Below are 20,833 nucleotides of genomic sequence, written 5' to 3' on the forward strand. Positions count from 1 at the left end.
TCGTTTGTCTATCTCACACCAAGCGTTTCAGTCGGCTGAGCCGGAAGCCGACTGAGTCGGCACTACCATAGACCCGATGCACTCACACGATACATTCGTAAGGGAGAGGCATGGACTATTTTGTCTGGTACGATGAAAGCACACAGAAAACTGCGGCTGAGAAGATTCACGAAGCCAGCATAGCCTATCAGGCCCGCTTTGCACGCATACCACAGCTCGTGCTTGTCCATAACGACGACCAGACCCAGGTTGGCGGCCTGGTCGTTCGCAGCGAGCATGCTATTCAGCGTAATAACTTCTGGCTAGCGATCTAAGTTCATCGCGGTGTGAAGCGCAGCAAGCTTCGGCTAGATCCAATACTTTTCAAAGATACTGTTGGCAAACTCACCAGGAGCGCCGCGTGCTGCACTCCGACGGAATGAAACCCATGAACACGTTTGGGTTGAACCCATCACTCCGCTGGTCACGCCCGCCGTTTGACGGTCGCCAGGGGATCCTCTGGTCATCGCTGCGCGGGAAGCGCCGTCGCCGCATGGCGATGTTAGGCTCCCGTGAGCACCTGGGCCAGGCGGTTCCGGGGTGGTGGTGGGCGCACGCCCGCCAGCCAGCGGGCCGTACGGCGCAGATTCACCCCAACACCGACAAACAGCGCCCGCAGGTGGTTCTTCGCCCGTCCGATGTACCGATTGACCCGGATGCCGTGGCTCCGCACCAACGCCGACAAGCAGCCTTCTACCCCGCCGCGATGGGTGCGGTAGGCGACCTTGAAGGCCTCCGTCTGTTGCCGTGCGCGGGCCGCGACCAGCGCCGCATGCCCTGGACTGGTCGTCAGTCGCCGCCCGCCCTTTCCCGTACAACAACGCGGGCGCAGCGCACATCCGCCACAGCGGTCGGCATCGAAGCGAAAGCGGATCGTCCCATCCTTCGCCGTCCGCCCCTGCGCCGTGGCCCCCGCCGGGCAGGTGGCGACCCGCGCCTCCAGGTCGAGCTGAAACGGTGCCTGGGTGATCCCGTCGGCCATCCGCGCCTGGGGCGAGGGGTCGGCGGTCGAGGCCGGGCCGATCAGGTCTTCGTCGTGCTGGGCGGCTGCCTCCAGCGTGCCCCCGCTCACGTAGCCCTGATCCACGAACCGTTCGGCGGGCAGCACGTCCCGCGCCTCCTGGCGCTCGGCAATCCCGGCCAGGGCCGTCGTATCACGCTCCACGCTGCTGGTCAGCGCGATGTCGGTAATCAGGTGGGGCATGTCCGCATCATCGGTCTCGCTGACCTGCAGTTTGTCGCCCACCCAGGTCTGGTCACGCTTTTTACTCCAGCGTGCCTCAGGGTCGTGGGGCGTCTGGATCTGGGTCGTGCCATCATAGCCACGCAGCTCGCGGAAGACCACCGTGTCGTCGCGCTCCTCATCCTGCTGCGTCCAGACCGTGCGCAGCATGGCCACCTGCGGCAGGCGATCCAGCCCGTCCGGGGTGGTCGGCTCGGCCAAGCGGTGCAGCAGCCACTGCCCATCGCGCCCGGTGTCGCGCTGCATGCGGGCGCGGTCAGCGTCGCTGAGCCGTTCGGCCACCGCCCGCTGGCCGTAGGTCTCGGCCCAGGTTGGTGGGATGGTCGCACGACTCCAGGCAGGGCCGGCCGCGATCAGGGCTTGCACGGCCAAACGCAGGGTTTCGACCACCAATTCCAGCCGATTGAGGTGGCGGGCGCGGGTATGGACCGCCAGGCTATCGGTTCGTTGGCGTCCGCGCCGCTTGAGCACACCGAGGTCGCGCAGGTCATCGAGCAGCCGGTCGAAGAGGCGAGCGCTGGCCGCATGACGCACGAGGCGCTCGCGAACGTCGCTCAGCACACTAAAGTTGAAGCCTTGCGCATCCAGGGGCAGATGGAGCGCGTACTTCCAGTCCAGCCGCAGGCGCAGGGCGTCCGCTGCGGCGCGGTCGGAGAGGTCTTCCATGGCCTGGAAGGCCAGCACGAACAACAGGTCGACTGGGGGCAAGGCTGGCTTGCCCTCCACATGATACAAATCAAGAAAGTCCGCGTTCGCGTAGCGGGCGTAGAGCCGCTCGCCAATCAGACGGTAGGGACTCTCCGCAGGCAGGAGCAGTTCACCGAGTCGTGCCAGATCTTCTGGCATCGGCCGCGACGGTTGTGGTTTCAGCGACATCGCGCTCCCTCCTCACTGCGCCAACGTTCGACATACCCATACGAAGAGTATCGCACAAGTGGGCCAAGTTTGCCAACGGTATCTTTCAAATAAGCTCACGCAAAGACGCGAAGACGCGAAGGGTTAAGCTCACCTACGCAAAACCTTTGCGCCTTTGCGCCTTTGCGTCAAAATCCGTTGCGCATCTACACGAGGTGCGCTGTCCGCTGGAGGGTCGGCAGATCTTCGCCGATAAAGTGGGCGGCACTCTTCGCCGCTTCAAGGATCGTCAGCAGACCACTGCCAGGATGCACGGCCCCGCCGATCCAGTAGAGATTCTTCGCCCCGTTGTGGCGAATGTGCGGGCGCAACGGGCCGAGCTGGTTCCAACTGTGGATCAGGTTAAAGACCGCGCCCAGGTGCGTCCGGTGTTCGTCGCGCCACGATTCGGCAGTGTAGCACTGCTCGGCCACAATATGACGCTCGATATCCTCGTACCCAAGCTTCGCCATCTGGCGCAGAATCCGCTCGCGGTACGGCGCCTGCTTGGTTGACCAGTCCACCCCGTGGCGCAGGTTCGGGATCGGCACCAGCACAAAGAGCGTGCTGTGCCCCTCGGGCGCATTGGCAGGATCAACAATCGTCGGGTTGCACACGTAGAACGAAGGATTTTCCTCGTCAAGCACCGCACTCTTCGCCCACATTGGATCGTGACGACGAATATTCTCCGAGAGATAGAGTTGATGGTGCGGCAGATCCTCCCAGCGCCGATCAACGCCCAGATAGAGCATAAAGGTCGAGCACGAGAACTCCATCTTGTCGAGTTTGCGGTCGGTGTACGGGCCGCGTGCGTGCGCGGGCAACAGGTTCTGGACGGCATGACCAAAGTCGGCATTGATCACCACCGCATCGGCCATCACCCTACTTCCATCAGCAAGCAACAACCCCCTGGCCTTGCCCTCTTCGACGACAACCTGGCGCACCGGACTATTCAGATGGATCTGGACACCGAGGTCTTGGGCGGCACGCGCAAGGCCACCGGCCAGCGCGCGAAAGCCGCCCTTGGGGTGCCAGATGCCATAGTGGAATTCGAGAAACGTAACGAGGCTAAAGACACTCGAACAGGCCGTCGGGTGCATACCGAGATACTTGGCCTGATAGCCCATCGCATAGACCAAGCGCTCATCGGGGAAGAAACGCTCAAAATGCTGATAGAGCGTCTCCCAGGGGCGAAAAGGCAGCGCCGCCGCAATCTCGGCTGGCTTCAGATAGCCCAGCGGCGAACGCACAGGCGAGCCAAGATAGGGGCCATACCCAATGACATCTTTGCGTAGATGCTCAATATACCAACGGTCAAACGCCTCGGGCAGATCAGCCCCAAAGGTCGCCAACTGCTGCTTGAAAGAAGCAAGATCTGAACTCAAATCGAGATGGGTATTATCCCAGAATTTTATCCGTGTATTTGGATCGAGCCGAGTCAAGGTTACATAGTCATAAAAATTGAGCCCACAGGTCGCAAAGAGTTCTTCATAGACACGGGGCACCTGCAAAATCGTCGGGCCAGTATCAAAATGGTAATCACCAACACTGAGCCCGCGCATGCGCCCGCCCACCCGGTCAGCAGCCTCATAGATGCTCACCTCATACCCGGCTGATGCCAACCGCATCGCCGTTGACAGGCCCCCAGGGCCAGCTCCGACGATCAAAATCTTCTGTGACACGCGCTTCCTCCAGTTAGATTAGAGATCTTTTTCATTTTATCGCTTTCATACGATGTAAGTAGTATAACATGAGAGGTCGTACGTGATCGGACTTTGTGCAGCCCTTGGCAGAGCTGCACAAAGTCCGCCTCTGGCGGTGGGGTGTGGAGCGGCTTCGCCGCTCCACGAGATTCTTTTGGTTCGTTGTGGCGGCTTCGCCGCCACAACGAACCAAAAGCCGGGGTTTGGGGTGCAACCCCAACCACGATCCCTCGGGTCACTGATGGTTGGCGGCGAAGCCGCCAACCATCAGTGACTCAGAAACTCTGACTCACGGATGGCGAGCAAACGCTGCACCAACCCGCTGCCAAGCACGAGCAATACGAGCCCGGTCAAGCCCGCACTGAACCCAGCGACGGGAAGCCAGCGCGCAGCGCGGCTCTGTGCAAGTAAATAGGCGTCGCGGCTGCCTGGGTAGACAAATTCGGCGGCCACTTCATTGCCCTCATTGCCCCGCACAACGGTGCCAATCGTCATCACCATTTCACCAGCTACCAGGCCCTCATAACGGTGCGAACCCTCCCGCGAGAGTGTCCGCGAACGAAGGGTTGGTTCTTGCCAATAATCGTGGTAGCCCGTAATCTGGTACGGCTGGGCGGCGAGTTGCACCAGGCCACTGGCTTCGATCAAAAGGGGTGGCGTGACACGTTCAACAACATCCCATTGATCGGAGCCATCATCGTCTTCGCCCAAATATTCGTAGCGCGTAAAGGCAACAAAATTATGCACAAGCACCGGATTGCGCGTGCTTAACACACCCTCAACCAGCACCGTCCGATTGCTTCCGGCCAGACGAACTTCAGCGGACGTCACTGGCGCGAGGCTATTGGCACGGGCAAAACGAGCCCGTGCATCCTGCGCCAGCACCGTCGCTAGGATCACGCCAACAATGATCAGCGCAACGCCAAAAATGATCAGGAACATACGAACTGCCGTATTCATCTGCTTGATCCTGTCTTGCAAGGGCGGATACTTTTATTATAGAATACCCAGACAAGACCCACTCTCACTGAAGAGCTTAGGAATAGCTATGGCTCACTGGACATTTCTGACCAATCACGCCCAGGTGTTGCTGTGCATTGCCCGCAATCAGAGTGTTACAGCGCGCGACGTTGCCAGTCAAGTTGGCATCACCGAGCGCGCGGTGCAACGTATTTTGCGTGATCTTGATGAGGGTGGCTATCTCAGCCACACCCGCGATGGGCGCACCAATCGTTACCAGATCCACGCCGACGCGCCGATGCGTCATCCCGCCCAACAGGGGTTCGCCGTGCGCGAGTTACTTGATCTCCTTGGGTAGAGCTCAAGAGTTCCCTCCAGTTCGCGAAAAAAGCCAGCTACGCTGGCTTTTTTCGCGAATAAAATTACTCCATCGTGTATAATACCCCCTCATCATCGGGTAAAATTCCTTATACTAGTCAAGCGAGACGATATGGCACGTGTGCTGGTACTCTTCGCTCACCCGGCCCTGGAGAAATCCAGGGTCAATCGCCGTCTGCTCAAGGCGCTGCCGAAGCTTCCTGGTCTCACCTTCCACGATCTCTATGAACAGTATCCCTCGTTCCACATCAATGTTGCCTACGAACAGGCGTTGCTGACAAGCCACGATACGATCATTGTGCAGCATCCGCTCTATTGGTACAGTGTGCCTCCGTTGCTCAAGCAGTGGATGGATTTGGTGCTTGAGCATGGCTGGGCCTATGGTCTCCGCGGTGAGGCGCTCCGTGGCAAGCAGATATTTCTGGTGACAACCGTGGGTGGCCCGGCGTCTTCGTACACGCACGAAGGTTTTCAGAAGCATACGCTCCGTGATTTCTTGCTGCCGATTGAGCAGACCACACGGCTCTGCCGGATGCACTATCTGCCTCCCTATGTGATCTATGGCACGCATCGTTTGAACGAGGACGATCTTGTCAGGGAGGCGGTTGCGTACCGACGCTTGCTCGAATGGGTGCATAACCACCAACTGCCCTTCGACGGTTCAGCTACGCAAAGCTATGCGACGATGAATGAGGCGATGGCCGCGCTTGCGCCGGAGGTGATGGTATGAATGGGAGTTTGCTGTTTCAGGCGTTTATCTATCTTGCCGCCGCCGTGATCGCGGTGCCCATCGCCAAACGCCTTGGGCTTGGTTCCGTCCTTGGCTATCTGCTCGCCGGGGTGGTGATCGGCCCGTTTATGCTCGGCTTTGTGGGGCAAGAGGGTGAAGACGTGATGCACTTCGCCGAGTTCGGCGTGGTGATGATGCTCTTTGTGGTCGGCCTTGAACTGGAGCCGAGTCTGCTCTGGCGCTTGCGTCAACCGATTCTGGGGCTCGGTGGGTTGCAGGTGCTCGTGACGTCACTCGTCTTTGCGGGTTTGGGGATGGCCTTTGGCCTCGCCTGGCAAGAAGCAGTTGCGATTGGTATGACCCTCTCGCTCTCGTCAACCGCGATTGTGCTGCAATCGCTCGCTGAACGCGGCTTGCTCAAGACCGAGGGCGGCCAGAGTGCCTTTGCGGTGCTGCTCTTCCAGGATATTGCGGTGATCCCGATGCTCGCGCTCTTTCCGCTGCTTGCCGCCGGGGGCAGTGCCGCCGCTGAACATCACGATGATGGACACGCAAGCACGACGTTGATCGCCTCTCTGCCGCCCTGGGCGCAGACGCTGGCCGTGATCGGGGCTGTGGCCGCGATTATTGTGTTTGGTCGCTTCCTCGTGCGCCCCGCTCTCAGTGCCATCGCCCAGACCCGCCTCCGCGAGCTCTTCACCGCTGCGGCGCTCTTGCTGGTGATCGGCATTGCCCTGCTCATGAGCGCCGTTGGGCTTAGCCCGGCCCTCGGGACTTTCCTCGCCGGGGTTGTGCTCGCCAATAGCGAGTATCGCCACGAACTCGAAAGCGATATTGATCCCTTCAAGGGTCTGTTGCTCGGCCTCTTTTTCATTGCGGTAGGGGCCTCGATTGATTTTGGCTTGCTCTTTGCCCAGCCCCTCTTGATCGCTGGCCTCGTCGTCGCGATCATTGCCATCAAATTTGCCATTCTCTTTGGCTTGGCCCGGAGCTTCCGCCTGAGCCTGGATCAGAGTGCGCTGGTGGCGTTTTCGTTGCCGCAGGTGGGCGAGTTTGCCTTTGTGCTCTTTTCCTTTGCCCGCCAGGAGGGTGTGTTGACGGCGGCGCTGACCGATCCGCTGGTGGCCGCTGTGGCCCTTTCGATGGCGTTGACGCCGCTCTTGCTCGTCATCAACGAGCGCTTTGTGCAGCCGCGCTTTGGCACCCGTGCAGCAGAAGCCCGCCCGGCTGACGCGATCGATGAGGAGAATGCGGTTTTGATCGTTGGCTTTGGCAGCTTCGGCGCAACCGTCGGTCGTCTGCTCAAGGCCAATAATATCCGTACCACCGTGCTCGATATCGACTCGGATCGGGTCGATCTGTTACGAAAACTGGGGCTGAAGGTCTACTATGGCGATGCCTCACGCCACGATCTGCTCGCCTCGGCAGGTGCCGACCACGCGAAAATTCTTGTGATTGCCCTTGACACCCCCGAAAAGACGATGAACCTCGTTCACACAGCCCAGAAACATTTTCCGCATCTGACGATCTATGCTCGGGCCTTTGACTGGAATGACGCCCAGGATCTCGTGCGTGCGGGGGTAGACCACGTCTACCGTGAGAGTGTTGATACGGCGCTGCGCATGGGGGCCGAGGTGATGCAGACAATGGGCTTTCGGGCGTATCAGGCGCGCCGCGCAACCCAGACCTTCCTGCACCACGATGAACAGTCAATGCATGAATTGGTAGCGCACCGCGATGATCAGGCTGCCTATCTTACGACGGCACGCCGCCGCATCGCCGATCTCGAGCAACTGCTGCTGGCCGATCTCGCCGATGCCGACCTCGACCGCGATGCTGGCTGGGATCCCGACTCGCTGCGCGAAGAGATACGCCAGCAAGCCGGGTTGAGTGCTTGATACAGGAGGGTAGGTTCAAATCTTGAGCAGTGGATCGCCTGGCGCATCCTGATGGTCTTGATCAGGCACCAGGCGGAGAAAACTGCTCAATACCACGGTCGTACTTCCGTCCACGCAACTCAGCACCGTGAAGTGCCCGCTTTTGCGGATCGACTCAACGGCCACCTCATTGACCAGGAGGATGCCTTTCACATCATAGTGAACCTGGGCGACACCGGCGAGTCGTGCTCCCCAATTAGCGGATTCGTAGACTGATAATGTGCGATCTGGCATTGCTCTGGGCTCCTTAAGCTATAAATTTGCATTTCTCAGGCTTGCGCAGTTGCCAAGTCCTACGCAAGCTGGAATTTCGCCAGCGAGGCTAGCAACGGGCTTCCGCTGATGTCCGGAATGATCTGTAACTCAATGATACTCACGCCAGCCAGTTCCACATGGTAGTCCTCGACCTGCTGAGTCGTGTTGGGTGGGCTGAACGTGAACTGTTGGCGCACGATCTCGCGATGCGGGGCGCCTATCGCCTCTGCCCAGGTGAGCGCAAACTCCTGCGTGCGCTGATACGTGGCTTCATCAATAACAAGCCGGATACGCCGAAGGGCCTGGGGCGTGGCGAAGATAAGCCGAATCATCTGGCGCCCGGGTGAAGCTGCACGCCAACCTGACCCGAACCCAGGACGGAAAGCCGCCTCGATCGGGTGGTTAGGATCTTCGGAAGAAAGCTCAACCCTGGCAAGTGACTCCAGGTCGAGCCAGGTGCTGGTATCATCCGCGTCAATGGCAGCTTCTGAATCAAGAATGCGTTTTTGCATCTGAAACTCCTTTGTTCTTCTCTGCTCAGTATAGCACCAGAAGGCTGTTGTGGATAGCCGATCCAAGCATCGCCACATGGCGGTTGCTTTTTGGCTCAAGGCTTGGTATAATAGATAGGTTAGCCAACATCACCTGCTGTGAGACCTTACTTTCCACTTAGTTCCTGGTTCCACGGATACCCTTCGTCGCTCGAAGTATGCTGTTGTTGTTGTGTTTGCCGGAGCGAGCGCGTCAGGCATGAGCCTGACCAACGGCGATTCGAGTTGTCGACGGATGTATCGTGATGACAGCAATCCTGTCATCTAATCCTGCGCAGATGCGCAGAGGAGTGTTGGAATGCAGGTCAAACTATTTGTCGGAAATTTACCCTGGAGCGTGAATGATACCGTGTTGACGCAGATCTTCGCCGACCACGGCGAGGTTCAGAGTGCACGTGTTATCAGCGACCGTGATACTGGGCGCTCACGCGGCTTTGGTTTTGTCGAGATGGAAACAAATGACATCGGTGCGCTCATCCAGGCGACCGACGGTCACGAGATCGATGGTCGTAACCTGCGGGTGAACCAGGCCGAGGAGAAGCCCTCGTCAGGACGAACTAGCTACGATCGACGCGATCGCTACTAAATAATCCCAGGCCCTCAATACGAGGTAAACCACGAAGCCTATGGGGCTCAGCCCCATAGGCTTCGTGGTTTATGCGTGCGTGCCTTATGGTTTTGGGTGTCACAAATAGGTAAGAACATGTTACAATAAGGTCGTTTCCGCTTGATGCTTCCTGGATAGGCGATGCTGCCAATGGATCACGTTGCCCCCGCTGATGGTCTGGTTGATGCATTATGCCAGGCACTCGGTTCACACGCTGTTGTGACCTCGGTTGATGCACTGCGTACCTACGATGCAGATGCGAGCATGATGGTTGCCTGCACACCCGATTTCGTGGCTGTGCCTGCGACCCCCGAACAGGCGGCAACTGCGGTGCGCCTTGCTCTGCATGCTGGCTATCCTATCGTTGCTCGTGGCGCAGGGACGGGCATTGCCGGTGGTGCCGTCCCCGTCCGTCGTGGGCTCGTGCTGAGCTTTGCCCGGATGGAGCAGATCGAGCAGGTCGAATTGCGCTCACGCTTCGCGGTCGTTCAAGCAGGCGTGGTCAATGCCGAGTTGAATGCTCACCTCGCCCCCCTCGGTTTTCAGTTTGCCCCCGACCCTTCGTCCCAACGCGCCAGTACGATCGGTGGCAATCTTGGCACCAATGCCGGCGGACCTCATTGTCTGAAGTATGGGGTGACAACCAATCATATTCTCGCTGTCGAAATCGTGCGCCCCGATGGGTCGCTGGTTTGGACTGGCGATGGGGTTGTCGAGGCGTCCGGGTATGATCTGACCGGTGTCGTCGTCGGCAGCGAAGGAACCTTTGGGCCGGTTACACGGGCTATCGTCCGCCTTACGCCCCTGCCAGAAGCGAATCGCGTCGTGCTCGCCCTCTTCCCCAGTGTGATTGCCGCCTCGTCAGCGGTCAGCGCCGTCATTGCGGCCGGTTCGCTCCCCACGTCGCTTGAGGTGATGGATCATAATGGCATTCGGGCCGTCAATGGGGCCTATGGCCTCGGCTTGCCCGAAGCTGAGGGTACGACGCTCCTGATTATTGAGGTGGATGGGGTCGAGGATGGGCTCGATGATCTGCTCGAGCAGATCCTGCAGATCTGTCGTGACCAGGGCGCGTTTGAACTGCGCCCGGCTCGTACGCCCGCTGAACAGGCTCGCGTCTGGGCGGCCCGCAAGGCTTTTGCCGGGGCGATTGGACGCCTCGCGCCTGCCTATTTGCTGGTTGATACGTCGGTGCCGCGTACCCGCTTGCCCCTTATGATGGAGCATGTCGAGCGTCTGCGTCAGGAATATGGCGTGGAGGTCTGCAATGTCTTTCATGCCGGCGACGGCAATTTGCATCCCCTCGTGCTTTACGATCCACGCGATGCCGACCAGACCCATCGCGCCCACGCGATCGCCGAGGCAGTGCTTGCGTTGAGCATCGAGCAGGGCGGGGTCATTAGTGGTGAACACGGCATTGGGTTGGAAAAACAGGATTTTCTGCCCCTTTTGATGAGTCATGCCGATCTGCAATTGCACGCCGCTGTCTTTGCGGTCTTTAACCCGACAAATCAGTTCAATCCGGCCAAGATCTTTCCGACGGCGATGCCGCCCCTCGAACTGGCTGCCCAGCGACGCGCACGCTTGCACGCCGCACGCGAGCCGCAGTTGCCCGTCGCAGCCCTGGCCGACACACTCCGCCAGTTGCTCGGTGCCGCGTATGTGCGCGAGCACGATGCGCAGGTGACCATTCAGCCCGGCACCGTTGCCGAATTGGCGGCGAGTGTGGCCGCTTGTTATCGCGCCGGGGTCGCCGTTGTGCCGCTCGGTGGCGGTCTACCGCCTGAGCTTGACCACACAAGCACCGACGTGCAAGTTGTCATTCTGACGCAACGCTTGACCCGGGTCTGCACCTATGCCCCCGATGATCTGACCATTGGCGTCGAGGCAGGGATGTCGCTGGCTGAATTGCGCCGCTTGCTCGCAGCCAATGGGCAACAACTTCCCCTCGACGTAGCCGGCGCCGATCAGGCGACCCTGGGGGGCCTCGTGGCCGCCGCAGCCGATGGGCCACGTCGGGCCGGCTATGGCTCCCTGCGCGACTGGGTGCTCGGCATGACCGTCGTGGAAGCCGATGGCACCCTCGTGCGCCTCGGTGCTCAGGTGGTCAAGAATGTGAGCGGCTATGACCTGCCCAAGCTCTTTGTCGGGAGCCGTGGAACCCTGGGCATTATTGCCACCGTCAGCCTCAAGGTGTTTCCGCAACCACCTGCTACGGCGACGCTCGCCCTGACCTGCCCTGATCGTGGCAGTGCGTTTGCGCTGGTTGACCGGTTGGCCGCCAGTCGGTTGCAGCCAACTGCGGTTGAATATGTCGAGGCCTTCCAAGTCACGGCAGCCGCTGTCTCGCTCCAGGTGCCTGAACATATCCCAACGATCGAAGCAGGATCGCCTTCATCCCAGACCGTGCCCTCTCCTCTTCCGATGCTCTATGTACGTGCTGAAGGCCATCCCGCTGCGGTTGAACGCCATCTGCGTGAGCTTGCGCTGATGGCAGGCCCCTTCCAGATGGTGAGTCAGCACCTGGAGGGTGAAGCCGAAAGGGCTTTGTGGCACGCGCTCATTGCGCTTGATGACTCCGGTTCTGACCCGCAGACCGCCCGCATTCGCCTGGCTGTGCCACCCGCCGATCTGTGTGCGGCGGTGGAAGATGCCGGACAGATTGCGGTGCAGTATCGCCTTGGCCTGCGCCTCAACGCACGCGCCCTCAACGGCGTCGCGTATCTGCATGCCACCGGCTCCACTGAAGATCTTCGCCAGTTCTATACGATGCTCGCCGAACGCTGGCGGCATGTCCACCTGCTTGACGCCGCACCTGCCGTACGGGCGGGCCTCCACCCCTGGGGTTTCGTGCCTGCCCAGGATCTGATGCGTACGTTAAAGACCGAACTCGATCCCCAGGGATGCATGCATCCTTCGGTGCGTTTTGTTCCGTAACCAGAATATAACGATAGCCCGCGCAATGAAGGCCTGGTGAAACTATACCTAGAGGAGCAGCAACTGTGACGAGTGAGCCTACCGGAGCAAGAACAAAGGTCGACATTCCACTGGTTGGATTTAGCAATAAGGATCGCCCCAGCACCGCGATCATCAATACCTGTGTCCACTGCGGGCTCTGTCTCTCGTCGTGCCCAACCTATCGCGAGACGGGCCTAGAAATGTCGTCGCCACGCGGGCGCATCTATTTGATGAAGGCCGTTGATGAAGGCCGCATCGGCATTGATAGCGAGGTCTTTCAAGAGCAGATGAGCCAGTGCCTCAACTGTCGTGCCTGTGAGGCCGTCTGTCCTTCGGGGGTACAGTATGGGGCCATTCTCGAAGCAAGCCGGACGCAGATCGAGCAGGCGCGTGATGCCGGGCGCAGCGCCGTGGCACCAACGTCCATCGCCGCGCAACCCGTGTTGCCACCGCGGCCACTCTGGCAGGAAGGGCTACGACGGGGGGTGTTTGATCTGCTCTTCCAGGATATGCGGGCCTTCCGTACCTTCTCATGGTCAATGCGGCTCTATCAACGCAGTGGGTTGCAGTGGTTCGCCCGCAACAGTGGCATTCTCAAACTGATCCGGATGGACGAAACCGAGACGATGCTGCCGCCGATCAGCACGAGTTTTATGGTACCCCAGGGGCAGATCTTCCCCGCCATTGGCGAGCGGCGCTACAGTGTGGCCGTGCTGACCGGATGCATTATGGGGACAGCCTTTTCCCACGTTCACGAGGCCACGATCCGGGTGCTGCAACAGAATGGCTGCGACGTGATCCTGCCGCCCGACCAGGGGTGTTGTGGCGCGCTGCATACGCACGGCGGCGATCTTGACGGTGGACGCGCGTTGGCCCGGCGCAATATTGCTGCCTTCGAACACCTGGGTGTTGATGCGATTGTCATCAATGCGGCTGGCTGTGGCAGCACGCTCAAAGAATATGGGCACCTGTTGCACGACGATACCATTTGGCACGCTCGTGCCGAAGCTTTCAGCGAGAAAATCAAGGATATCCACGAATTTCTGACGAGTATCGACATGAACCAGGCCGGTCTCGCGCCCCTGCCGATCAGTGTCACCTATCAGGAACCGTGTCACTTGGCGCATGCGCAACGCATTACCGCCGAACCACGCCAACTCTTACGGGCGATTCCTGAACTTGAGTTGCGCGAAATGAACGAAAGTTCGTTGTGTTGTGGCAGTGCTGGTGTCTATAATGTGACCCAACCCGAGATGGCCGCCCAGCTTGGCGCACGCAAGGTCAAGAACGCTCTCGCAACAGGCGCAAAGGTGATCGCAACTGCCAATCCGGGCTGCGCCCTCCAGCTCGCCGGCGAACTGCGACGCCGCGGCGAAGAGGTGCAGGTGCGTTATATCGTTGAACTTCTCGATGAAAGCTATCGCCGTAAGATGGATCATTCGTAAGAAGTGGGCAACAGGCAAACACCGTTGCCCTCCTTGGCGAAGAACCGGCTTAGTCGGCTCCTTCGCCAAGGAGAGCAACCACCTCATCCTAGATCTTCTATTCCTAAAGGCACGATCTTTCAGGTCTAACAGATATCTTTCTTGATGGCTGAAAACGCTTCCTGTCTGCTATAATAGCCTTGCGATCCTAGTGCCTGTTTTCACAATGTACTCAATATACTCCTTAAATTAGTGTTTTCCTTCACAAAGTGCGCGTCGCCGATATGTGCCTGTCTGGCTAGTCTGGCTGCTGCCAATGAGTGAGATCACTCTCCACGCTCCCGAGCACGAGCTTGAAGCAATTCGCTCCCGCCTCCAATCCTCACGAGGGCGGAAGTTCTGGCGTTCGCTTGATGAACTGGCTGATAACCCGACCTTTCACGAATTTCTGAGTCGTGAATTCCCCGCAGGTGCGTCCGAGTTGAACGACCCGGTGACGCGCCGTACATTTTTGAAACTGATGGGTGCGTCGCTTGCCCTTGCCGGCCTGTCAGGCTGTACGATGGCAATCCGGCAACCGCAAGAGCAGATCGCACCCTTTGCGCGTGCGCCGTATGATCGCGTCCCGGGCCTTCCTCAGTACTATGCGACGGCGTTGTCCCTCGATGGCTTTGGGCTCGGGGTGGCCGTGAAGAGCTACGATGGCCGCCCAGTCAAGATCGAGGGCAATCCTAACCACGCTGCCAGCCTCGGCGCAACCGATCTCTTTGCTCAGGCCGAGATCCTCGCGCTCTATGATCCTGATCGCCCCGAGACGGTGCTGAGCCGGAATACGATCCGGACATGGGATCAGTTTCTGGTCGCGTTGAGCGAGGTGATGCAGTTGCAGCGGGCGCTGCAGGGCCAGGGGTTGCGTCTGTTGACGCCAACGGTGACATCGCCAACGCTGGCCGCGCAGATCAATGAACTGCTGGCAAGCCTGCCCAACGCACGCTGGGTGCAGTACGATCCCATTGGGCGCTCGCAGACCTATGGCGGTACCGAACTGGCGTTTGGCGAACCGCTCGAGCCACGGTATCGCCTGGATCTCGCCAGGGTGATTGTGACCCTCGATGCTGATGTGTTTAGCGAGGGGCCAGGTCGTGTGCGTTATGCCCGCGATTGGGCCGCCGGACGCCGTGTGCTTGGCAGTAGCACCGAGGTGAGTCGGCTCTATAGCGTTGAACCGGCCCTCTCGCCAACCGGGATTGTGGCCGATCATCGCTTGCCCCTCAAAGCCGGTGATGTTGCGAGTTTTGCGTATGCCCTTGCGAGTGGCCTCGGTATCCCAGGGCTGAACGGGGCCGCCCCTGTGCTCGCTGAGCAGGCAACGGCCTTCGTCGCTGCGGCCGTCGCTGATCTGCGTGCCGCCGGCGCACAAGGCCTGGTGATCGCCGGTGAGTCGCAGCCCCCCGAGGTGCATGCCCTCGCCCATGCGATCAATGTGGCCCTCGGTGCCGTTGGGACAACCGTGACCTATAGCGATCCCGTCGCCGTTGCCCCTACCAATCAACTCGCCGATCTCCGTACCCTGGCTGATGAGTTGAAGAGCGGGGCCGTGGAAGTCTTGATCATTCTCGACTCCAATCCGGTCTTTACCGCTCCTGCCGATCTCGACTTCGAAAACGCGATGGCTCAGGCACGTTTCAGCGCGGTGCTCAACTACTACGATGACGAGACCGCTGCCCTTAGTACATGGTTTGTGCCCGCCGCGCATCCGCTAGAGAGTTGGGGCGATGTGCGGGCCTTTGATGGCACAACAACGATCATTCAACCCCTGATCGAGCCGCTCTACGGCGGGCGCACCCCCCACGATCTGCTCGCGGTGATGCTTGGGCAGAGTGGGCAGACTGATTATGCGGTCGTGAGTAGCTATTGGCAGCAGGCAAGCGGTTTTGAAGATGCGGCCGATTTTGAGCCGTTCTTCAAGGGCAGTTTGAATAATGGTGTGGTACCGGGTACCGCCCTGCCCGCCCGGGAGGTGACCTTGCGTAGTGGGCTCGCCTTTCAACCGCCCGCGCCAGCCCCCGCCGGGCTTGAACTGAACTTCCGGCCCGATCCGGGCATCTATGATGGGCGCTACGCCAATAATGGTTGGCTCCAGGAGGTTCCCCGGCCTACCACCAAGTTGACCTGGGATAATGCGGCGCTGATCAGTCCACGTACGGCAATCAGCCTGCTCAACCTCCGCATCAACCCCGAAGATCTTGCTGCTGAGGATAATCTTACCGCCCAGCGCACCCTCGAAGGGCTGATTGAAGCGAATGGCACGTTGATCGAACTGCAATACGCCGGACGGTCGCTGACCATGCCGATCTGGGTTGTCCCCGGCCACGCCGAGGGGACGGTAACGGTATCCCTGGGCTATGGGCACGGCCCACGCGGTGGACGGGTCTCAGACGGAACGGGCTTCAATACGTATCAGTTGCGCACGAGTGAGGCTCCCTGGTTTGGCCCACTTGAAGTGAACCTGGCCGGCGGTACCTATCCGCTGGCAAGTACCCAGAACCACTGGACGCTCGAGGCACGCGATATTGTGCGCGTCGGAGCCTTCGCCCGCTTCAAAGAAGACCCCAAGTATATCTCGCGTGAAATTTATCAGGAAGCGTACGGCAAAGATAAACCCGGCCCCGGCACCGACGGCTACATCAGTCTGCTCCCTGATGAACTTCCCGCCCCCAACGACTTCAAGACCGGCCCGCAATGGGGAATGAGCATTGACCTGACGGCCTGTACCAGTTGCAATGCCTGCGTGGTCGCTTGCCAGGCCGAGAATAACATCCCTATCGTCGGCAAGGAGGAAATCGCCCGCGGGCGCGAGATGCACTGGATCCGCATTGATCGCTACTTTGCCGGCCACGACTTCGATAACCCCGAAACCTATGTGATGCCGATGCTCTGCCAGCACTGCGAGCGTGCGCCGTGCGAACTGGTCTGCCCGGTCATTGCAACTGTTCACGATGCCGAAGGCATCAATAATATGATCTATAATCGTTGTGTCGGCACCAAGTATTGCTCGAACAACTGCCCCTACAAAGTGCGCCGGTTCAACTTCTTCCAGTATCAGGATCTCAACGAGCCAAGCCTGAAACTCGGGCGCAACCCCGAGGTGACGGTACGCAACCGAGGGGTTATGGAGAAGTGCAGTTTCTGTATCCAGCGCATCAGTGCCGTGCGGATCAAGGCCAAGGTTGAAGGTAATCGCCCTATTCGCGATGGCGAGGTGCTCACCGCCTGCCAGCAAGTCTGCCCGACGCAGGCCATCGTCTTTGGCGATATCAGGGATGACCAAAGCCTCGTGACCCAGCGCAAGGCCGAGCCGCACAACTATACGGTCTTTGGTCTGCTCAATGTCCGCCCACGGACAAGCTACATGGCCCGTGTGCGCAATCCCAATGAAGCCCTGGCTGGCGAAGAAGGCGAGGCCTGAGATGCAGCCTGTTGCCCGATCCCTCCGTAGGAAGCCAACCGTGATGAGCCGCCTGGCCCGTTTTGCCTGGTTGCCCCTCTGTTTCGTGCTGGTCGGATGTCATATCGATATGTACGATCAGCCCAAGTATCGGCCCAATCGCCCGAGTGATTTTTTTGAGGATGGGCGCTCGATGCGCCCACCCGTCGAAAATACGGTCGCGATGGGAAGTTTCGAGGCCGACTCGGCGCTCTTTACCGGGCGTCTCAATGGTGAATTGGCGGTTGAATTGCCAATGGAATTGACTGCCGATTTACTGGAGCGAGGGCAGACCCGCTACGACGCCTTCTGTGCCCCGTGTCACGGTCTGGCCGGCGATGGCAACGGCGTGATCGCCTATCGCGGACCCATGGAGGTGCCGACCTTGCATAGTGATCGCCTTCGCACGGTTGCCATTGGCTACTACTTTGACGTCATTACCAATGGCGTCAACCGGATGTATAGTTATGCGCATCGCATTCCACCTGAAGATCGCTGGGCCGTCGCCGCGTATGTGCGTGCCCTGCAGTTGAGCCAGAATGTTGACGCTGATACCCTGACCGCCGAAGAGCGTGCCCTGCTTGGTGGGCCGTAACGGTATAGAGAGCGAGCTTCCGTCATGTCTGCACAGATCTTCTCGCGCAACGCCAATGCAATCCTGCTGGTGAGTATCGCTGCGATTGTGCTGCTCATTGTCGGCATTATCTCAGCTCTGATCGGGCTCTACCTGTCACCCTGGTATACCGGGGTCGGTGATGCGATCGAGCAGCCAGTGCCTTTTAGTCACAAACATCATGTTGATGAACTGATGATTGATTGCCGCTATTGCCATTCGACTGTCGAACGGGTTGCCCACGCAGGCATTCCTTCGACCGATACCTGTATGTCGTGTCACTCGCAGATCTGGACGAATAGCCCGCTTTTGCAACCAGTGCGCGATAGCTATCAGACAGGTGAACCCGTGCTCTGGAATCGGGTCTACGATTTGCCCGATTTTGTCTATTTCAACCATAGTGTTCACGTTGCCAAGGGCATCGGGTGCGCGTCGTGCCACGGACGGGTCGATCTGCAACACTTGACGGCCAAGGAACAACCCCTTTATATGGGTTGGTGTCTCGGTTGCCACCGCGCCCCCGAAGAGTTTATCCGCCCGCGTGATGAGGTCTTCAATATGGCCTACGATCCACAGATGATGCCCATCGACGAGCGGCTTGCGCTGGTTCAAGAGTATCAGATTCCAGTTGATGGTCGGCTGACCCATTGTTATATGTGTCACCGTTAATAGAGGGAACCCAATGAGCCATACGTCAGACAGCCATACCATTAAAGAACCCTCGCCAGAGAGCCTCGCTAAAGGGTATGAGGTGAGCGACTGGAGCATGCGTCCGGTCTTCATCCTCACGATTGCCTGTGTCAGTCTCTTGCCACTGGCAATTGTCGTTATCTTTATTATGCTTGGTGCAACCAAGGGGCAACTTGGCGATGTCAGCCATAACCTGGCCCCACCCGAACTCGCCCAGTTGCCCCCTTCGCCACGCCTCGAACAGAACCCGAATGCCGATGGGACACGCATCATGCGTGAGGCGACTGAACAGATCGAGAACTACGGCTGGGTGAATCAGCGTACCGGCGTTGCCCATATTCCTATTGATCGGGCCAAGGAATTGTTGCTTGAGCAGGGCATTGCTCCCTTTGCAACAACCCAACCCGAGGGCGGAACAAGACCATGACGATGTATACGCCACTTTTCCGCTGGTTCTCGGCCCTGTTGCTTGCGATCATGCTGACGCTTAGTCTGGCCCCCGCAGTGGTGCAGGCGCAGAGTGGCGCCCATCATCTCGAGAATATCTCGTTCGAGCAGCGCCTTGGTGAGAAGGTGCCCCTTGATCTGCCGTTTGTCAACGAACATGGCGAAACTGTCGTTCTGGGTGACTACTTCGGTGACTTGCCAGTGGTGCTCTCATTGGGCTACTATGAATGCCCAATGCTCTGTTCGCTGGTGCGCAATGGCATGGTCGACGGCTTGAGTGATGTGCGCCTCACCGCAGGCATTGATTACCATGTCGTCAATGTCAGCATTGACCCCACCGAGACGACGATGCACGCGGCCAATACCAAAGCTGCGATCGTGTCACGCTATGCTCGCCCTGGCAGCGAAGAGGGCTGGCACTTTTTGACGGGAACCCAGGATAGTATCAAGCAACTGGCCGATGCTGTCGGCTTTGCCTATTTTTATGATGAGACGATTGATCAGTATGCGCACGCCGCTGGTATTCTCGTGCTCACCCCTGAGGGTGCCCTGGCCCGTTATTTCTATGGCATCGAATATAACGCCAGCGATCTGCGCCTCGGGCTCGTTGAGGCGTCGGGGAACAAGATTGGCACACCGGTTGACCAGTTGTTGTTACTCTGTTATCACTTTGACCCTTCGACTGGCAAGTATACCGGTCTGGTCATGACCATCACTCGCATCGCCGGAACCATCACCGTGATGTTCATCCTTGGCTCGATCTTTTTCCTGAGCCGTAGTTCTCAGCAACGTGGCGCACCTCCCGGGTCAGCTGCTAGCGCAGATTGAGAGGAAGCACTATGCCCGACTTCCCTTTGTTTCCTGAACAGGCCTCAACCTTTGCCGGGCCAATTGATGCCCTCTATGGCGTTTTGATCGCGCTCAGCCTGATCTTTGGCGGCATCCTGCCGTTCATTATTCTCTATCTGATGGTGCGCTACCATCGTAGCCAGAAGGCTGATCGGACGAATCAGCCCGAGGGAAGCCTGCCGCTCGAATTGACGTGGACGATCATTCCGCTGGTGCTTGTGCTGGGGGTCTTTTTCTGGGGCGCGTTTCTCTATATTGACATCCGCACCCCACCCGAGCGCAACCTTGAGATCTATGTCATTGGCAAGCAGTGGATGTGGCACGCCCAGCATCCTAATGGCAAGCGCGAAAATAATGAGTTGCACGTGCCCATCAATCAGCCGGTCAAGCTCGTTATGACTTCGCAGGATGTCATCCATAGCTTCTATATTCCCGCCTTCCGGGTCAAACAGGATGTTTTGCCAGGTCGCTATACCACGATGTGGTTTGAAGCGACGCAAACTGGCGAATACCATCTCTTCTGTGCCGAGTATTGTGGCACCGAACACTCACGCATGGTTGGACGTGTTGTTGCTATGAGCCTCGCCGATTACGAGCGCTGGTTGACGACCCCCGGCGAGATTATTCTGCCCGATGGCAGCGCTGGCGCGGGAGGCGGTGATTCGACCCTGATTCCGTCGATCGGCGATCCTATGGCGCTCGCTGGGGCGCAGCTCTTTACGAACCTGGGGTGCGTCGGTTGTCATCGCGATGATGGGGCCGGCATCGGCCCGAGCATGGTGGGGCTCTATGGCGTCGAGACACGGATGCAGGATGGAAGCCTGGTGACCGCCGATGAAAATTATCTCCGCGAGTCGATTCTTAATCCTGGAGCCAAAATTGTCGCCGGGTATGCTAATGTGATGCCGTCGTACGATGGGCAACTCAGCGAGGATCAGTTGAATCAGTTGATCGCGTATATCAAGTCGCTCTCGGATAGTGAGAGCGCCAGCACCCGTCTCTCGAATGCCCAGATCGCCAGTGTCGTTGCTGACGAATTGAAGTAGACCCGCTAGAACTATCCAGGGA

The 20,833-nt window shown here is 58.9% G+C and carries 18 protein-coding genes; 13 read left to right on the plus strand and 5 right to left on the minus strand.

What is annotated here, in order from left to right:
- Window positions 1-110: 110 nt before the first annotated feature.
- A complete protein-coding gene (locus tag EYB53_RS19490; RefSeq protein ID WP_135480118.1) occupies window positions 111-314 on the plus strand; it encodes a hypothetical protein in 204 nt (67 codons plus the stop codon).
- 227 nt (window positions 315-541) lie between these two features.
- Here the strand turns inward: EYB53_RS19490 and EYB53_RS19495 are convergent, their stop codons facing one another.
- The 3 genes from EYB53_RS19495 to EYB53_RS19505 form a co-directional block, all read right to left on the minus strand.
- The gene (locus EYB53_RS19495) at window positions 542-2,158 is read right to left on the minus strand and encodes a transposase (protein ID WP_135480120.1); all 1,617 of its coding nucleotides are present in this window, start codon (window positions 2,156-2,158) and stop codon (window positions 542-544) included.
- A gap of 185 nt (window positions 2,159-2,343) precedes the next feature.
- A complete protein-coding gene (locus EYB53_RS19500; protein ID WP_135480122.1) occupies window positions 2,344-3,858 on the minus strand; it encodes a phytoene desaturase family protein in 1,515 nt (504 codons plus the stop codon).
- A gap of 288 nt (window positions 3,859-4,146) precedes the next feature.
- Window positions 4,147-4,839: a hypothetical protein gene (locus EYB53_RS19505; RefSeq protein WP_135480124.1), complete on the minus strand. Its 693-nt coding sequence runs from the start codon at window positions 4,837-4,839 to the stop codon at window positions 4,147-4,149.
- A gap of 88 nt (window positions 4,840-4,927) precedes the next feature.
- Here EYB53_RS19505 and EYB53_RS19510 point away from each other — a divergent pair, with 88 nt between their 5' ends.
- From EYB53_RS19510 to EYB53_RS19520, 3 genes are all read left to right on the plus strand, one after another.
- Window positions 4,928-5,197 carry a helix-turn-helix transcriptional regulator gene (locus EYB53_RS19510; protein ID WP_097653446.1) on the plus strand — a complete coding sequence of 90 codons (270 nt, stop codon included), beginning with the start codon at window positions 4,928-4,930 and terminating at the stop codon, window positions 5,195-5,197.
- 132 nt (window positions 5,198-5,329) lie between these two features.
- The gene (gene kefF, locus EYB53_RS19515) at window positions 5,330-5,947 is read left to right on the plus strand and encodes a glutathione-regulated potassium-efflux system oxidoreductase KefF (protein WP_135480126.1); all 618 of its coding nucleotides are present in this window, start codon (window positions 5,330-5,332) and stop codon (window positions 5,945-5,947) included.
- Entirely contained in the window at window positions 5,944-7,845 is a 1,902-nt protein-coding gene (locus EYB53_RS19520; protein WP_135480128.1) for a monovalent cation:proton antiporter-2 (CPA2) family protein, read from the plus strand. The genes kefF and EYB53_RS19520 overlap by 4 nt, the downstream gene beginning before the upstream one ends.
- A 15-nt stretch (window positions 7,846-7,860) precedes the next feature.
- Here the strand turns inward: EYB53_RS19520 and EYB53_RS19525 are convergent, their stop codons facing one another.
- The gene (locus tag EYB53_RS19525; protein ID WP_135480131.1) at window positions 7,861-8,118 is read right to left on the minus strand and encodes a hypothetical protein; all 258 of its coding nucleotides are present in this window, start codon (window positions 8,116-8,118) and stop codon (window positions 7,861-7,863) included.
- A 59-nt stretch (window positions 8,119-8,177) separates the two neighbouring features.
- Window positions 8,178-8,651, minus strand: coding sequence for a hypothetical protein (locus EYB53_RS19530; protein ID WP_135480133.1), 474 nt, complete (start codon window positions 8,649-8,651; stop codon window positions 8,178-8,180).
- Between the two features lie 337 nt (window positions 8,652-8,988).
- Here EYB53_RS19530 and EYB53_RS19535 point away from each other — a divergent pair, with 337 nt between their 5' ends.
- From EYB53_RS19535 to coxB, 9 genes are all read left to right on the plus strand, one after another.
- A complete protein-coding gene (locus EYB53_RS19535) occupies window positions 8,989-9,276 on the plus strand; it encodes an RNA recognition motif domain-containing protein (RefSeq protein ID WP_135480135.1) in 288 nt (95 codons plus the stop codon).
- A gap of 171 nt (window positions 9,277-9,447) precedes the next feature.
- On the plus strand, window positions 9,448-12,234 hold the full coding sequence (locus EYB53_RS19540; RefSeq protein ID WP_135480138.1) for an FAD-binding oxidoreductase: 2,787 nt from the start codon (window positions 9,448-9,450) through the stop codon (window positions 12,232-12,234).
- A 65-nt stretch (window positions 12,235-12,299) separates the two neighbouring features.
- Window positions 12,300-13,700 carry a (Fe-S)-binding protein gene (locus EYB53_RS19545; RefSeq protein ID WP_135480140.1) on the plus strand — a complete coding sequence of 467 codons (1,401 nt, stop codon included), beginning with the start codon at window positions 12,300-12,302 and terminating at the stop codon, window positions 13,698-13,700.
- A gap of 295 nt (window positions 13,701-13,995) precedes the next feature.
- Complete coding sequence (locus EYB53_RS19550) at window positions 13,996-17,148, plus strand: TAT-variant-translocated molybdopterin oxidoreductase (RefSeq protein WP_135480143.1); 3,153 nt, start codon at window positions 13,996-13,998, stop codon at window positions 17,146-17,148.
- Between the two features lies 1 nt (window position 17,149).
- On the plus strand, window positions 17,150-17,761 hold the full coding sequence (locus EYB53_RS19555) for a c-type cytochrome (RefSeq protein WP_135480145.1): 612 nt from the start codon (window positions 17,150-17,152) through the stop codon (window positions 17,759-17,761).
- Between the two features lie 24 nt (window positions 17,762-17,785).
- Window positions 17,786-18,448 carry a cytochrome c3 family protein gene (locus EYB53_RS19560; protein ID WP_135480148.1) on the plus strand — a complete coding sequence of 221 codons (663 nt, stop codon included), beginning with the start codon at window positions 17,786-17,788 and terminating at the stop codon, window positions 18,446-18,448.
- Window positions 18,449-18,461: 13 nt separating this feature from the next.
- The gene (locus tag EYB53_RS19565; RefSeq protein ID WP_135480150.1) at window positions 18,462-18,896 is read left to right on the plus strand and encodes a hypothetical protein; all 435 of its coding nucleotides are present in this window, start codon (window positions 18,462-18,464) and stop codon (window positions 18,894-18,896) included.
- A complete protein-coding gene (locus tag EYB53_RS19570; protein ID WP_254151152.1) occupies window positions 18,893-19,744 on the plus strand; it encodes an SCO family protein in 852 nt (283 codons plus the stop codon). Before EYB53_RS19565 ends, EYB53_RS19570 begins: the two co-directional genes overlap by 4 nt.
- A gap of 11 nt (window positions 19,745-19,755) precedes the next feature.
- Entirely contained in the window at window positions 19,756-20,811 is a 1,056-nt protein-coding gene (gene coxB, locus EYB53_RS19575) for a cytochrome c oxidase subunit II (RefSeq protein WP_135480152.1), read from the plus strand.
- Window positions 20,812-20,833: the final 22 nt, after the last annotated feature.

The organism is Candidatus Chloroploca mongolica, assembly GCF_004762035.2.
Lineage (GTDB): Bacteria > Chloroflexota > Chloroflexia > Chloroflexales > Chloroflexaceae > Chloroploca > Chloroploca mongolica.